Source organism: Nocardia sp. CA-136227 (assembly GCF_050955695.1).
In the GTDB taxonomy this organism is placed as follows: Bacteria; Actinomycetota; Actinomycetes; order Mycobacteriales; family Mycobacteriaceae; genus Nocardia.
Window position 1 is genome coordinate 6,724,128 of the sequence record NZ_CP192081.1, and the last position, 14,719, is coordinate 6,738,846.

Consider the following 14,719-nt stretch of genomic DNA (forward strand, 5'->3'; position numbering starts at 1 on the left):
CGATCCACCGGGCCGGAGATCAAGGCGTGGTGTCGGTTTCGCCCAGGGCCGCGTGCAGGTAGCGCTCGGCGGCCTCGTCGTCCAGGCCCAGCCGCCTGATCACCGCTACGTACTCGGTGGCCGCGCGGCCCGCCACGTCACGGGTCGGGTCGCCCGAGGACGCGATGAAAGAGCCCAGCCGCCCCCGGGTTTCGAGCATGCCGTCCTGCTCCAGCTCGCGGTAGGCGCGCGCCACCGTATTGGGGGCCAGTTTCAACGTCGCCGCCAGCGCCCGGACCGTGGGGATCTTGGTGCCGGCGGCGAGCTCACCGGAGCGCACCCGGGCGATGATGCCCTGGCGCAGTTGCTCATAGGGCGGGACCGTCGAGTGGTGGTCGACCGGGATGTCCAGCATGGCTTCATCACACCTCGTCACGCGACAACGGGCAGGACAGGCAGCGCGGACCGCCACGGCCGGAACCCAGCTCGGAGCCGGGGATGCGCAGCACCTCGATTCCGGCGTCTTCGAGCCGCGCATTGGTGTTCTCGTTGCGTTCGTAGGCCACCACCACGCCGGGGGCCAGGGCGAGGGTGTTGTTGCCGTCGTCCCACTGCTCCCGTTCGGCGGTGACGCCGTCCAGGCCGGTATCGACCACCCGCAGCTTGCCGATGCCCATGGCCTCGGCCGCCACCCGCAGGAAGGGGTCGGGGCCGGAGATGCTCACGCCACCCTCCTCCTTACGAATGGTGAAGGCGCACAACTCGTCCTGGATCGCCGGATACATGACCACCGCGTCGACGTCGACCATGGTGCAGACCGTGTCGAGATGCATGGTCGCACGGGTCTGGGCGATCGGCACGACGAGCACGGTGTGGGCCAGATCATCCTCGAAGAGACTGCGCGCCAACGCTTCCGCGCCCGCGGCGGAGGTCCGTTCCCCCACCCCGACCGCCACCACGCCCGGGGACAGCAGCAGCACGTCGCCGCCCTCGATGGGGGCGGTGTGCGATTCGTAGGCCCGGCGCACACCCAGGAAACGGGGATGGAAGGCGTAAATCAGGTCGGTGAGCGAGGTTTCGCGGGCCCGGGCGGGCAGCGCCAGCGAGGTGATCGCCACGCGCGGGCCGATCCAGAACGACGAGTCCCGGGTGAACAGCAGGTTCGGCAGCGGATCGATGACGAAATCGTGGCCGTGATGCATGCGGCGCACCAGCGAGGTGGCGTCCTGACCGAACGGCAGCTCGTCGAATGTCATGCCGGACATGAGGATCTGCGCCAGCTCCGGGGCGGGCACCCGGCGCAGATGGGCGGCCAGCTCGTCGGCCAGCACGTGACCGAGCCGGCGGGCGTCCACGGCCCCGGAAATACCCTGGATCCGGGCGGCGCCGCTGCCCTGGATGGTCTCGGTGAGCACATCGGCCAGCAGCAGCACCTCGACCCCGCGGCCGCGCAGCACGTCGGCGAAGATGTCGTGCTCCTGCTGGGCGCGCTCCACCCAGGGAATGGCGTCGAACAACAGCTGATCGTTGTTGCGCGGGGTGAGCCTGCGCAGCTCGTCGCCCGGGCGGTGCAACAGCACCGTGCGCAGTGCGCCGACCTCCGAGGTCACGGAAAACGGTCGCGCCGTGGGTGCGGCCTTTGTTCCCATGACACGACGGTAGTTGCCCGCGGCACGGATGGCATGCAATTCGCACCTGGGAAAACCTCGAGTCGCCCCGGTGAATCCTCCGGTCGCCGGGTCGCCACGGCCGGAAACCTGGAGTAATGTTCAGGAATGCAGACCGCGTCGTGGCAGGCGAAGGAGCTGACCCCCGGTCAGCTCGCCCAGCGAGCCGGAGTTTCGGTGTCCGCCTTGCACTTCTACGAACGAGAAGGGCTGATCAGCGCCCGCCGGACCAGCGGCAACCAGCGCCGCTACTCCCGCGAGACCCTGCGCCGGGTCGCCTTCATCCGCATCTCCCAGCGGGTCGGCATTCCGCTCGCCGAGATCCGCCGCGCCCTCGACAACCTCCCCGACGGGCGCAATCCCAGCCGCCGCGACTGGGAGACCCTGTCCACCACCTGGCGCGCCGACCTCGACGACCGGATCGAACAGCTGGTACGGCTGCGCGACAACCTCACCGGATGCATCGGCTGCGGATGCCTGTCGCTGGGCGTGTGCAAGATCTTCAACGCCCACGACCACCTGGGCGACGAGGGCCCGGGAGCGCGCGTGCTGGACACGCACGCGGCCGAGAACTGTGTCTAATTTGCCCTCCGCTTCGCTCCGGGCGGGTTCGCGGCCCCTGGTCCCGATTCTTCCCTCCTCCGCTCCTCCGCTTCGCTCCCCCGCTCCGTCAGTCCAGAATCGAGACGGCCGCGAACCTGACAGCGGCGGCACCGCGACCAAGTGTGCCCCTACTCCTTGGGCAAGAAGGTCGTGAACAGGTCGTTGGCGCGGTGCATGGCGAACTCGTACGGCCAGGCGAACTTGCGGGCCCACCAGTAGCCGAAGCGGATGTCGAACTGGGTGTGGATCAGGTAGGTGCCCTTCTCCACGCCGCGCAGAATCGTCTGGGCCACCTCGTCCGGGGACTTGGCGTGGCGGCGGAAGCGCTTGATCCAGGCCTGGATTCGCGGGTCGTCCCGGTCGACCCCGACGATGTCCACGGTCTGCACCAGCGGGGTGTCGACCGCGCCCGGCACCACCAGGTGGACATTGATGTCGTGACGGGCCAGATCGAAGCGCAGCACCTCCGAGACGCCGCGCAGACCGAACTTGCTGGCGCTGTACGCGGCGTGCCACGGCAGCGCGAGCAGACCGGCCGCGGAGGACACATTGACCAGCGCCCCGCCCCGCCCGGCCTCGACCATGGGCGGCACGAAGTTCTCGATCACATGGATGGGACCCATGAGGTTCACATCCACCATGCGCTTCCAGTGCTTGTGCTCGAGGTTCTCGACGGTGCCCCAGGTGGAGACGCCCGCGATGTTCATCACCACGTCGAGCGAGCCGAGCTGCTCGTGCACCTTCTCCGCGAAGGCGGTGACGGCCTCGTAGTCGCTGATGTCGAGGGCGGAGGCCACCTCCACGATGCCGCCGCCGGAACGGATGGATTCGACGGTGGCGTCCAGCCCCTCGACGTTCACGTCGGTGAGCACCAATCGGGCGCCCTTGCGGGCAGCCGCCAGCGCCGTGGCCCGGCCGATGCCGCTCGCCGCGCCGGTAATCAAAGTCTTCTTGCCGCTCAGGCCACGATCACGCACGCCGATCCATCCCTTACTTCGACAGCCCTGTCAGAACCGCACGCTACAACACGAACAATAGTGTTCGCGAGTCGGACGAGTACCGGTTTCGCCCCGATTTTCCGGGGGCTCGGATTATTTCCGGGCAGGTCAGGACGGTCCGGGCAGGACCGACCGGCTGGTACCGGGCAGATCCAGATCCAGCGCGATCCGGCCCGCCGCCAGATGCTCCTCGACCTCCTCGGCCGGCATCGGCCGCGCGATCAGGAAGCCCTGTGCCCGGTAACAGCCCAGCGCCACCAGCGTGCGCGCCGCCACCGTGGTCTCCACACCCTCGCCGACCACACCGAGACCGAACGAACCCGCCAGCCCCACAATCGATTTCACGATCGCCAGATCATCCGCGCTGGCGCCCAGCCGCTGCACGAACCCGCGGTCGATCTTCACCGCGTCCACCGGCAGCGCCTTCAGATGCGACAGCGACGAATACCCCGTCCCGAAGTCGTCGATCGCGATCTGCACGCCCATCCGCTTGAGCCCGCGCAACGTCACCTGCGTGCGCGCGAGATCCTGCACCACAACATGTTCGGTGATCTCCAGGCACACCGACGACCCGTCGATCCCGTACCGCCGCAGAATCCCCTCCATGGTCTCCACGAAGTCCAGCGAAACCAGCTGCACCGGAGACACATTGATCCGGATCACCACATTCGACGCCAGCCCCCGCCGCCGCCACAACGCGAACTGCTCACTGGCCGTGCGGATCACCCACCGCCCCAGCTCGCCCGCCAGATTCGTGGCCTCCGCCACCCCGACGAACGCCCCCGGCGGCAACAACCCCCGGGTCGGATGCTGCCACCGCACCAACGCCTCCAAGGCGACGACCCGCCCCGTCCGCAAATCCACCTCGGGCTGATAGTGCAATACCAGCGACCCGTCCGACACCGCGCTCCGCAGATTCAGCTCGACATCGTCCTGCAACTCGAACTGCGCCCGCATCGCGTCGGTGAAGACAGCCACCCCATTGCCACCACTGGACTTCGCCGACAACAGGGCATGATCGGCCCGCCGCAGCACGTCGGAGACCGTCGTCTCCCCGGGAATGCCCAGCGCGACACCGACACTGGCCCCACGGCTGACGGTTTCCTCCCCAACCGTCACCCGCCGCCCGATCAACTGCTGAATCCGGGTGGCCTCCACCCCGGCCGACTCCGCGTCCATGGGCTTCGCGGGCACGATCACGAATTCGTCGCCACCGAGCCGGGCGATCATGTCGGCGGGGTCGAGGTTCTCGCGCAATCGGGTCGAGAGCGAGCGGATGAAATTGTCGCCCGCGGTATGTCCCAGGAAGTCGTTGAGCGCCTTGAGCCGATCCAGATCGAGGAAGAAGGTCGCCACCGGGCCGGCATTACCGGCACGTAGCCGCTCCTCCATGTGCTCCAGCAGCGCGCGCCGGTTCACCAGACCGGTCAGATCGTCGTGCATCGCGATGAATCGGAGCCGTTCCTCGGCCACGACACGTGCCTGCAACTGCGCGAACAGGGCGGCGATCGCCTTGAGCACATTCAGTTCACGAGTGCTCCACTCGCGGTCGCCCTCTTTGATGAAACCGAGTAATCCGGTCGCTCGGCCACGGGAAACCAGGGGCACCGCGGCGGCGGACACGGCCTCGATTCCGGCGGCCTGGTGAATCAGACGCTGATAATCGGCGAATTCGGGGACGGGCCTGATGATGATCGGCTCGGTGGTCTCACCGAAGCGCGTCAATGCCTCGGTGGGATCCTCGAGGTTGGCCACCTGCAAAGGATCGACATCCACGGGCAGCTCGCGATGCGGCCATTCGGCGATCAGGACCGACGCCGCGCGGGTCTCGTCCGTGAAACGCAGGAAGCTGAAATCGACATCGAAGTGCTCCACCAGCCAGGCCAGCACACGCTCACTCGCGGCCGCCATCGTGGACGCATCGACCGCCATCAACTCCGAGGCGACCTGGGTCACCAATGAGTCGAGAGTTCGCCGAGGCACCTTGTCTCCGATCTCACTCGCCGCGCATGCCGGGACTCGGTATCCGACGCCGGCCGCTGCGAACAGCAGGCTCCGACGCGTATCCGAGACGCAGCACCAGCGCCATCGTTTCGTGCCCAGGCACTTCCAACAGCTCCAGGAACCTGCCCTGAAGTGACGTTAGTGTATCGGCGAACTCCGGGGAAACCGTATGTAGTTCCCCGGGGCGTCGGGCATAAAGGAACACCGGAGAAACGGGTTGAACCGCGAGTCCGGACTGTTCGGCGGCAATCCAGACCCGCTGGAGCGCCTCTCCTGCCTGGGCATATGCCACGAGTTCGGACGGGTCGTCCAACTCCGGACGAGGGAAGGTCAGCGCCGCCACGGCCGAACTGGATCGCAGTTTCGTCAGCGTGTCCTCCACCAGGGCGGTACCGCCCGACCAGGAGCGCAGATGGGCCATGACATCGGGGCGAATGGCGATCTCGAGCTTGGCCAGACCGTCCGGCCGGAGATCCAGGGTGCGCAGATCCATCCCGGTCCGCAGATCGTCGCCGGGCCATCGAAGCTCGGACGTCATCTCGGCATGCATGTCCCGGGTCAGGTAGCGCGTCCGCTCGGATTCGGCCAGCATGCGCGCCGCGGATTCGATACCGGGACGATCGGTGACCAGGTGCAACGTCGCACCCGCTCGCGTCGCCACGGCCCGGAGTCCGTCCACGACCTCGACCGGGATCGGCGCGCCGGTGCCCTCACCACGATTGGTGCGCCGATCGAGCAGCGCCCTGTAGTGCTGGGACAACTCCCGATCAGCACCCGAGCCCCACCGCAGCACGGCGGTGAGCGGTCCCGCTGGGCCGGTCCGCAGCTCGCTCTCGCCGAGCATCCCGTGTGCGGCCGCGGCAGCGCGCGCGTTGAACAGCGCCGCTCCGACCGCGAGCGCGCTGCCCCGGCGGCCGATGTCCATCATCGAGGAGTGCTCGGCCGCGAGAGCGATGGTCACCGCGTCCGCATCGGCGCGCAGCGTCCACGGCTGGGCGTTGCCACCCGAGGGCGCCCGCTGTGCGCATTCCAGCACGGCCTCGACGCCTGACCGTGGGCCCTGCTCGTCCGGTCCGTCCGGCCACACCAGTTCGTCCCGGAGTTCGGGCTCGACGATCTCGTCCAGGCTCTTCTCGATGTCGACGCGGGTGCGTCCGGACCGCAGCTCCTGTCCCAGTCCGATCCGGCGCACCGCGGCGGCCACATTGGAGCCGCCGAGCTGCACGTCGGAGGCCAACTGCGGCCAGCTGTTGAGCGTCTCGCCGATCTCCACCATGCTCGCGGCCAGCGTGGCCGACAGATTGCGGCCGTCCAGAATGCGGACCATGAGCGGGGTCTTGTCGCGGGTGGACAGTCCGCGCAGTTCAGCGGCCGTGACGCCGCCCAGCAAGCCGTGGAACGGCTCACGCTCCGGTTCCAGATCGAAACGCTCGACATCGAGCAGCCCGCGGTCACTGGAGTGCATCACCAGCGGGAGCCTCAGGCGGCGAGCGCCCTCGCGCACCGCGAGCTTCATGTCGAACGAATCGCATTCCTCGACAACGATGTCCAGACCGGTGAGAAAGGCCTCGATGTTCTCCTCGTCGACGCCGGTGGGGAAGATTTCCACGGGCAGATACGGATCCAGCTCGGCGATCCTGCGGGCGGCGACCACGGCCTTGTTGGCCCCGAGGTCGAACAGGGTGCCCGGGAGCCGGTTCAGATTGGAGAGCTCGACGGTGTCGAAGTCCGCCAGCCGCAGCAGTCCGCAGGTGCCTTCCATGGCGAGCACATGGGCCACGGCGTGACCGACGCTCTGCCCGACCACACCGATGGCCTGGGTGCCGAGGATCTCCTGTTCCACGCGAGTGAGGTTGTTGCGATTCCGGTCGAGCCGAACGGTACGGAGCAGCCGCGGACCGGGCAGTGCGACAACCGCACGGCGCCAGGGGTAATACGCCCACCGATCCGACTCCGGTGATTCGAATATTTCCGGAGGCGCAACCAGACTCGCGAACTCGGCGCGCAAATCGGCGCGCAAGTCCCGGACCTCGATCGTCGAATCCGACAACAAGTCGGCAAGCCGGGCAGCGTGCTCCGGATCGGATTCATCGAGCAGTATCGGGCGATAATGCTCCTCCGATCCGCCGTTTTCGATCATTACGCCAGCCCTTGGGCCGGTGCCCAGACAATGCGCGGCAAAAGGCCATTCTCCCGCAATTGAGACAATTCGATCTCGATCATTCGCGCCTGCGATTCGGTCGCCACGGAAGCATATGTATCCATATCCCACCAGATCGCGAACGTGCGGTAACGATCATCCGGATACGACGACGGCGGAATCCACCAGGCCACATTCGCCCCGCTGCTGCGATAGAGATTCAACGCGTGTTCCGGCGAATGCGAACCGATGTAGCGGACACCGAGCAGCAATGCGGCGTGAACACAGGCCCGCGACATCCAATCGGCCAGCGCGTGGCGGTGTTCGGAATCACGGTTCACCCAGCCGGCCTTGCACTCGATCACGCCGTGCGGGATCTGCTCGGCGATCAGGTGCCGGAAAGCCGAGTCACCTTCCAGCCCTTCCCAGCTCGCGACCGCACGCATCTCGTCGACCTGCTTGTGCGGGCCCTCGGCCCGCACGCCGGCGACAACTTGCCCCTCAGGATCGAGCGCCACGAAGAACAGCGATGTGGTGGCGCCGTCGATCACCTTGTCGTACTCGAGCGCTTCCTCGGAGCCGAACCACCGATAAGCCGCCAGCGCGCCGTCCATGTTTCGGCGCCACAGATCCGGGTCGGACTCCGGAGAGCCAACCAAGATCGTGTATCCGGTTCGCGGCTCCTGAAATCGGAGCATGCCGTGACCTGGACTTTTCGCCGGGACGCGCTCGATCGGTTCGACTGACATACAGTTCCACTCCAACTAAACAACTGACCCGCGCGACTGCTGCGACTTCGCCCGATACGGTCATGCATCAACCAGTGGCGGACGTAGGCGCCTAGGGGAGTATCCGCCAGGGCGCTGAAATTGTCCAGGCGTCCGGCAAATCCTCCGGAACCCGAATGGCTGTAAAGAAATCCCGCCAGGTCAAACCATTGCTGTCAGTCATGAAAACTGTCGACAAGACCGGTTGGTTCTCAATCAGTTAACGGTTGGCTATCAGACCAGGATGGAGATGAAGAGCTCCAGTTCGGCCGGGCCGTGCCAGATCTCGATCTCCTCGCGGTAGGCGCGGGTGATCTCGGCGGAGGCGGTGGCGTCGTCCACCTGGGCCCAGACATCCTCGACAGGGTCGTGGTAGTCGCCGTTGGGGCTGAACCGGGCGTAGACGCCCTTGGGGACGCGGATGAGGATGTCGCCGATGGGGGCTTCGTCGGGGCCGGGGTATTCGTAGGAGACCAGGACGTTGTAGTTGCCGGCCGGGTCGGGGACGTAGACCGTGACCAGAGGGCGCTGGGTGGCGTCGCGATCACGGAGGCGGTCGCGCAGGAACTCGATGAGCTCGCTGTTGGAGACCTTGAAGCTGGGGCGCACCCGGGGAACCACCAGGCCGCCGTAGACGCCGCCGGGGCGAACCACGATCGAATAGGTCATGACGGCTCGACCGCCAGATACAGATCGATCTTGTAGGCGTGCGGGTAGGTCTCGAAATCACCGGTGTGAATGCGCTTGATCTGGTTGTGCTCCTCGGCGTAGGCGATCTGCGTCCACAGGTCGGTCATCACCTGCGGGAAATTGCCGATCGAGGAGAAGCGGGCGTAGGTGCCGCGCGGCAGGCGGGCCACCAGATGGCCGCGAGTCACCTCGTCGAGCGAGGAGCACTGGTAGCCGACGATCTGGGTGTTGTAGGTGCCCAGTTCGGCCCCGTAATCGGTGTAGGCGGAGGCCAGCGGGCCACCGAGGTCCTGGTGCAGGACCGCGGCCCAGGCCACCTCGAGGTCGTGATCGCGCAGTTCGCCGAGGGCGCGTTTGGGACTGCGCACCGGCAAACCGGCCACCCAGGTCTCGTCCCGCTCGACGATCTCGAACTGCATTGGAAGGAACTCTCTCGAGGTGTGATTCACAGCCGGTCGGCCAGGCCTTCGCCATGCTATCAATCGCCGGGGACCGTGCCGGGCGACACGACAGAGGCGCTCGTCTCACCGGGCGGCGGGGTCGTCCTCGCGGCGGCGGTGCGGGCGGGCCATGGGTGCGTGCCAGTGCCGGAACAGCGCGAGCAGGCGCAGGGAGACCGCGCCCGCACCGGCCAAAGCGCCTGTCCAGTAGGTGTATTGGCCGTAGTGCAGCAGGGTCGCCGTCACCGCGGATCCGAGCAGCGCGGGGACCGCGTAGAGCTCACCGTCACTCAGCACGCTCGGTGTGACACCGGCCAGCACGTCGCGGATCACACCGCCGCCGACCGCGGTCACCAAACCGAGCGCGGCGGCCGAGGTCGCCGACATGCCGTGCTGGAACGCGGTGACCGTGCCGGTCACACAGAAGATGCCGAGGCCGATCGCGTCGGCCACGTTCAGCGGGGTGCGGACCAGGCGGACCGGCGGATGCCAGAAGAAGATGAGCGCCGCCGCCAGCAGCGCGGTGCCGGCGTAGGAGACCTGCACGAAGGCGAGCGGCGGGGTGCGGCCGATCACCAGATCGCGGATGACGCCGCCACCGGTCGCGGTGGCCACCGCGAGCACCGCGATGCCGACCACGTCGAAGCGGCGGCGCACCGCGAGCAGCGCGCCCGACACTCCGAATGCGAACACTCCCATCAGGTTTCCCGCGCTCTGCGCCGCGTCGGCGGCGGTGCCGAGTTCGACGAGATCACTCATTGCACGCCCGGTTCCCTTCCTGGGGTCGCTAACTCTCGGCTAACGGCGCTCAGTATGCCCGGTCCGCCGAGCCGACGCCCAGCCGCACGGTACGGGCCGGAATGTGATTGAGTCGCCTGGTGTGCCGCACAATTGCCCAGCTCGATGCGGAACTGACCGCCTGTCGCGCCTGCCCGCGACTGGTGGCCTGGCGCGAACAGGTAGCCCACGAGAAGCGGGCCGCGTTCAGTGACGAGAATTACTGGGGCAAGCCGGTTCCCGGGCTCGGTCCGGCCGATGCCCGGCTGCTGCTGGTGGGGCTGGCGCCCGCGGCGCACGGCGGCAATCGCACCGGCCGCATGTTCACCGGTGACCGCAGCGGCGACGTGCTCGTCGCGGCCATGCACGCGGTCGGCCTGACCAATCAGCCGACCAGCGTCTCCGCGGACGACGGTCTGCGTTTGCTGGGAACTCGCGTGACCGCACCGGTGCACTGCGCGCCGCCCGACAACAAGCCCACGCCGCTGGAACGCGACACCTGCCGCCACTGGCTCACCACCGAATTGACGCTGCTCGCGCCGACCTTGCGCGCGATCGTGGTGCTCGGCGGCTGGGGCTGGCAGGCGCTGCTGCCCGCACTGTCCGAATCCGGCTGGGTGGTGCCCAAACCCAAACCACGGTTCGGGCACGGCGCGCACGTCGAACTGGACGCCGCCGCACCCGGCCGGTCCCCGATCCATCTGTTCGGCACCTATCACCCGTCCCAGCAGAACACCTTCACCGGCCGCCTCACCCCCGCGATGCTGGAGCAGGTGCTGCGGGACGCCGCCCGCGCCGCGGGTCTGCGCTGAGCCACCGCCGGCGTCACGGTCGCCGGTCCAGTACGGCGGACCGGCTAGGATACGGTCGTGAGCAGGGCCGATGACGAATCCGGGCAGAGCGACGCGACCGTCCGGGGTGGCGGGAACGGCGTCCGGCCGCGGCGGGCCGAGACCCGGCAGCGGCTGCTGGACGCGGCGTTCGAGGCGTTCGCCGAGGAGGGGTTCGGCCGGTGCTCGGTCGAGCAGGTGTGCGAGCGGGCCGGCTTCACCCGAGGCGCGTTCTACTCGAACTTCACCTCCCTGGAGGAACTGTTCCTCGCCATGTGGGAACAGCGGTCGGCGCTGATGCTGGCCGAGGCCGCGGCGGTGCTGGACGCGCCCGGCTCGGTGGCGAACGATCCCCGCCGCGCCGTGGAACAGGTCCTCACCGCGGTTCCGGTGGACGACAAGTGGTTTCGGATCACCTCGGAGTTCACCGCGCACGCGCTCCGCAATCCCGACCTGCGGCAGGTGATGGTGGCGCGCGAGGAGGCGATCGCCGCGGCCCTCACCCCGGTGGTCGTCGCGCTCATGCGACGCAATGGCCGGCGAGTGCCCGATCCGGCCGCGCTCGGCCGCGCACTGGTGGCCGTCCACGACGGCACCCTGGCCCAATGCCTGCTGGAACCGGACAACCCCGCGGTCCGCGAATACCGGATCGACCTGTTCCTCCGAGTCCTCGACTCCTACAGCGAACCAACCTGACCGTTGACCCGAAATCCGGCGGATTGCGCCCAATGGCGTGCGGTATGCCGAACGCCTGCCCGCGCCATTCCCGCACGCGTCGAACGAATTCCGCTCCCGCGCCCACCCCGAGCACACGATCAATGCTCATATCAGCATGAATCAACACCGGCCTGTATTCGAAATTCCGTTCGCCGGACAGGAATTCATCCCACTAACCCAGCAACCGCCGCCCACCCACCCCCGGCAGCCACGGAATCACCTGCGCCAGAACCACCTCCACTCCCGCCGCGAATTCCCCCCGCGCATCCCAACTCCATCGCCCCGCCCCCCGACCGCCACCGGAAACTCGCGCACCCCAGCCAAGCTCTCCGCCACCACCCGAGCTGCCTCCACCTGGCCGGCCCCATACCCAAGATCTCCCCTCCCCCAGCCCGGAACGCCCGCCCATATCCACATCACCACCCCAAGAAACCCCTCCTAACCAGCCGATTCGCCGACTCCCCACCCCACCTGCTAATGTTCTCCGAGCGCGGATCGGAAGATCCGGCGCGGGGCTATAGCGCAGTTGGTAGCGCGTCTCGTTCGCATCGAGAAGGTCAGGGGTTCGATTCCCCTTAGCTCCACAGAGCAAGAGAGCCGCAGGTCATCGACCTGCGGCTCTCTTGCGTATGTGGCAGTGCGCGGATCCGGTAGGTGACCTCAGAAACAAGACTGGGCATCTGTCCGATACACCTCGGAACGTCCGCCCGATAGTGTTCGGATGTTTGGTTCCTCGAGTTGGGTAGTCCGATCGGGAGTCGGCCGCCTGGCTCTTCATGTGATACGAACCGAGGGGATTCATGGGCAAGTCATTGGGTATCGCCGCGACGGTTGCGGCCATGAGTGTTTCGGGATTGGGCTTCGTGGCGGTTGCCGGGTCGGGTAGCGCGCAGGCCGCGCCGCAGGACTGCACCGTGACGAAGGGCGTGTTCGACGCGTCCGCGGTGTGCGGGGCGGATGGCGGCGCCAACTATGTGCTGCATCTCGACTGTGTCGGCCTCTACGCGAGCGGGCCGTTCCCGCTGTATGCCGTCGGGGCCTACAAGGTGCTGAGCTATCCGTTCACACCGTCCGGTCAAACCATCTCGGCCGGTTGTACCGGTATGGGTCCCGGCGTCTTCGCGCTGGCGACGAATGCCTACGTCGAGATCTACAACCCTTAGGTCCACAGGAAGGGCCCGGTCCGAACAGGACCGGGCCTTTTTCGTGCCGTGGGTCAGAACATTCCGTGGGGGTGCGGGATGGGGGACGGGACCGGTTGGACGACGTCCCAGTGTTCGGCGATGCGGCCGTTGTGGACTCGGAGGATGTCGACCACGGCGGTTTCGGGGAGGTGGGGAGAGGTGAGGCGGGTGTGGACGGCCACCAGGGTGTCGTCGGCGATCACTCGGTGGACTTGTTGGGTGGCGGTGGCGAGGGCTTGGCCGGCGGGGGTGGTGAAGAAGTCGATGAAGGCTTGGCGGGCCGTGGTGGTGGCGGGGTCGTGAGGGACTCGGGGGTTGTGGGAGATGAAGTCGTCGGCGAGGAGGGCGAAGGCGGCGGGGAGGTCTCCGGTGGCGAAGTGGTCGAGGAGTTCGAGAACCGCGGCGCGGCTGGATTCGGTGGTGGTCATGGTGGTGAGACGGATGGCGGAGGGGCCGCGTCACAGGGGGATTCGTGGTTTCGTGTGACGGATCGGGGGGTTGGGACGTCGATAGGGCATGAACGTGGAGTTCGTGGATGTGCGGGCGGAGCTGTTCGGGGCCGCGTATCGGATGCTCGGTAGCCGGGCCGATGCGGAGGATGTGGTGCAGGAGGCTTGGCTACGGTGGGATCGGGTGGATCGGGCAGGGGTGGAGGAGCCGCGGGCTTACCTGTTCCGGATGGTGAGCAGGCTGGCGATCGATCAGATGCGGAAGATCACGGCGCGGCGGGAGAGCTATGTCGGGCCTTGGCTGCCGGACCCGTTGCTGACGGGGCCGGAGGTGGATTCGGAACTGGCGGAGTCGGTTTCGATGGCGCTGCTGGTGGTGTTGGAGTCGCTGGATCCGGTGGAGCGGGCGGTGTTCGTGCTGCACGAGGCCTTCGGATTCGAGCATGCGGAGATCGCGCAGATGATCGGCCGGACGGAGCGGGCGACACGGCAATTGGGTTATCGCGCACGGCGATACGTCGAGGCGCGACGGCCACGGCACCGGCCTTCGCTCGGGGAGCATCGGGAGGTGACGGAGCGGTTCCTCGCCGCCGCGCTCGGTGGCGACCTCACGGTGCTCACCCAGCTCCTGGCCCCGGACGTGGTGTTCTGGGCCGACGCCGACGGCACCGCGGAGACACCACGCGAGCTGATCAGCGGCATGCTCCCGGTCGCCGGTTACCTGTGCTCGGTCACCTGGGCCTGGCCGACCGACGCGGAGGTGCGACCAGCCCTCGTCAATTCCGGTCCAGGAGCTGTGATCACGTCACGCGGACGACCGGCCATGGTCGTCTCCCTCGATATCGCGGGCGACCGCATCCACGCGGTCCGGTTCATCCTCAACAGCGTCAAGATCGCGCACCTCGGCTGACGACGTACCGAGGGTGTACGTCGCCCGCAGCGTCAGCTGACGGATGTGGCGGTGGGGGCCGGCGGGCGACAGTGGGATCACGAAAACCCCTACACCACAGGAGGACACGATCATGGATATGAAGCTCGAAGTCGTCGTGCTGCCCGTGTCGGATGTCGACCGTGCCAAGGCGTTCTATGTGGATCGGCTCGGGTTCCGGCTCGACGCGGATTTCGCGGTGAACGACGGATATCGCGTGATTCAGGTGACGCCGCCGGGGTCCGGATGCTCCATCATCTTCGGGGCGGGTGTCAGCGAATCCGCGCCGGGAACGCTGCGCGGCCTGCACCTGGTGGTCACCGATATCGAGAAGGCGGTCGTGGAGTTGACCGAGCGCGGGGTGGCCGTCGAGGGTCCGTTCCGGGACGCGACCGGCGTCTTCCATCACGCCGGCACCACCGATCGCGTCGCGGGTGCGCATCCGGAGCGGCGCAGCTACGGTTCCTTCGCGGCGTTCGGCGATCCCGACGGCAACAGCTGGTTCCTGCAGGAAATCACTCAGCGCGCGCCCGGCCGCTGACCCGC

Annotated in this window: 16 protein-coding genes and 1 tRNA gene; 7 read left to right on the forward strand and 10 right to left on the reverse strand. The window is 67.5% G+C overall.

The window, feature by feature from the left end; translation table 11 throughout:
* Positions 1 to 19: 19 nt before the first annotated feature.
* Entirely contained in the window at positions 20 to 394 is a 375-nt protein-coding gene (locus ACQP06_RS31285; protein ID WP_433668417.1) for a GntR family transcriptional regulator, read from the reverse strand.
* A 7-nt stretch (positions 395 to 401) separates the two neighbouring features.
* Complete coding sequence (arcA, locus tag ACQP06_RS31290) at positions 402 to 1,628, reverse strand: arginine deiminase (protein WP_433668418.1); 1,227 nt, start codon at positions 1,626 to 1,628, stop codon at positions 402 to 404.
* A 126-nt stretch (positions 1,629 to 1,754) separates the two neighbouring features.
* On the opposite strand from arcA, the gene soxR reads away from it, so the two are divergent.
* On the forward strand, positions 1,755 to 2,228 hold the full coding sequence (gene soxR / locus ACQP06_RS31295; protein WP_433668419.1) for a redox-sensitive transcriptional activator SoxR: 474 nt from the start codon (positions 1,755 to 1,757) through the stop codon (positions 2,226 to 2,228).
* A 149-nt stretch (positions 2,229 to 2,377) separates the two neighbouring features.
* On the opposite strand, the gene ACQP06_RS31300 is transcribed toward soxR, so the two are convergent.
* The 7 genes from ACQP06_RS31300 to ACQP06_RS31330 all read right to left on the reverse strand — a co-directional run bounded on the left by ACQP06_RS31300 (position 2,378) and on the right by ACQP06_RS31330 (position 10,047).
* The gene (locus tag ACQP06_RS31300) at positions 2,378 to 3,226 is read right to left on the reverse strand and encodes an SDR family oxidoreductase (RefSeq protein WP_433668421.1); all 849 of its coding nucleotides are present in this window, start codon (positions 3,224 to 3,226) and stop codon (positions 2,378 to 2,380) included.
* A 129-nt stretch (positions 3,227 to 3,355) separates the two neighbouring features.
* Positions 3,356 to 5,179, reverse strand: coding sequence for a putative bifunctional diguanylate cyclase/phosphodiesterase (locus ACQP06_RS31305; RefSeq protein WP_433673486.1), 1,824 nt, complete (start codon positions 5,177 to 5,179; stop codon positions 3,356 to 3,358).
* Between the two features lie 64 nt (positions 5,180 to 5,243).
* Complete coding sequence (locus ACQP06_RS31310) at positions 5,244 to 7,391, reverse strand: Rv1355c family protein (RefSeq protein ID WP_433668422.1); 2,148 nt, start codon at positions 7,389 to 7,391, stop codon at positions 5,244 to 5,246.
* Positions 7,391 to 8,005, reverse strand: coding sequence for a hypothetical protein (locus ACQP06_RS31315; RefSeq protein ID WP_433668424.1), 615 nt, complete (start codon positions 8,003 to 8,005; stop codon positions 7,391 to 7,393). The genes ACQP06_RS31310 and ACQP06_RS31315 overlap by 1 nt, the downstream gene beginning before the upstream one ends.
* 387 nt (positions 8,006 to 8,392) lie before the next feature.
* On the reverse strand, positions 8,393 to 8,827 hold the full coding sequence (locus ACQP06_RS31320; protein ID WP_433668426.1) for an effector binding domain-containing protein: 435 nt from the start codon (positions 8,825 to 8,827) through the stop codon (positions 8,393 to 8,395).
* A complete protein-coding gene (locus tag ACQP06_RS31325; RefSeq protein WP_379271204.1) occupies positions 8,824 to 9,267 on the reverse strand; it encodes a GyrI-like domain-containing protein in 444 nt (147 codons plus the stop codon). Before ACQP06_RS31325 ends, ACQP06_RS31320 begins: the two co-directional genes overlap by 4 nt.
* A 105-nt stretch (positions 9,268 to 9,372) precedes the next feature.
* Entirely contained in the window at positions 9,373 to 10,047 is a 675-nt protein-coding gene (locus tag ACQP06_RS31330; RefSeq protein WP_433668428.1) for a trimeric intracellular cation channel family protein, read from the reverse strand.
* 119 nt (positions 10,048 to 10,166) lie between these two features.
* On the opposite strand from ACQP06_RS31330, the gene ACQP06_RS31335 reads away from it, so the two are divergent.
* The 4 genes from ACQP06_RS31335 to ACQP06_RS31350 all read left to right on the forward strand — a co-directional run bounded on the left by ACQP06_RS31335 (position 10,167) and on the right by ACQP06_RS31350 (position 12,775).
* Complete coding sequence (locus tag ACQP06_RS31335) at positions 10,167 to 10,877, forward strand: uracil-DNA glycosylase (RefSeq protein ID WP_433668430.1); 711 nt, start codon at positions 10,167 to 10,169, stop codon at positions 10,875 to 10,877.
* A 153-nt stretch (positions 10,878 to 11,030) separates the two neighbouring features.
* Positions 11,031 to 11,591: a TetR/AcrR family transcriptional regulator gene (locus tag ACQP06_RS31340; protein WP_433673487.1), complete on the forward strand. Its 561-nt coding sequence runs from the start codon at positions 11,031 to 11,033 to the stop codon at positions 11,589 to 11,591.
* A 532-nt stretch (positions 11,592 to 12,123) separates the two neighbouring features.
* Positions 12,124 to 12,196: transfer RNA gene (locus ACQP06_RS31345), tRNA-Ala, on the forward strand.
* A 216-nt stretch (positions 12,197 to 12,412) separates the two neighbouring features.
* The gene (locus ACQP06_RS31350) at positions 12,413 to 12,775 is read left to right on the forward strand and encodes a hypothetical protein (protein ID WP_433668431.1); all 363 of its coding nucleotides are present in this window, start codon (positions 12,413 to 12,415) and stop codon (positions 12,773 to 12,775) included.
* Between the two features lie 53 nt (positions 12,776 to 12,828).
* On the opposite strand, the gene ACQP06_RS31355 is transcribed toward ACQP06_RS31350, so the two are convergent.
* Complete coding sequence (locus ACQP06_RS31355; protein ID WP_433668433.1) at positions 12,829 to 13,224, reverse strand: nuclear transport factor 2 family protein; 396 nt, start codon at positions 13,222 to 13,224, stop codon at positions 12,829 to 12,831.
* A gap of 88 nt (positions 13,225 to 13,312) precedes the next feature.
* On the opposite strand from ACQP06_RS31355, the gene sigJ reads away from it, so the two are divergent.
* Complete coding sequence (gene sigJ, locus ACQP06_RS31360; protein WP_433668435.1) at positions 13,313 to 14,155, forward strand: RNA polymerase sigma factor SigJ; 843 nt, start codon at positions 13,313 to 13,315, stop codon at positions 14,153 to 14,155.
* A 112-nt stretch (positions 14,156 to 14,267) separates the two neighbouring features.
* Complete coding sequence (locus ACQP06_RS31365; protein WP_433668436.1) at positions 14,268 to 14,714, forward strand: VOC family protein; 447 nt, start codon at positions 14,268 to 14,270, stop codon at positions 14,712 to 14,714.
* Positions 14,715 to 14,719 lie beyond the last annotated feature (5 nt).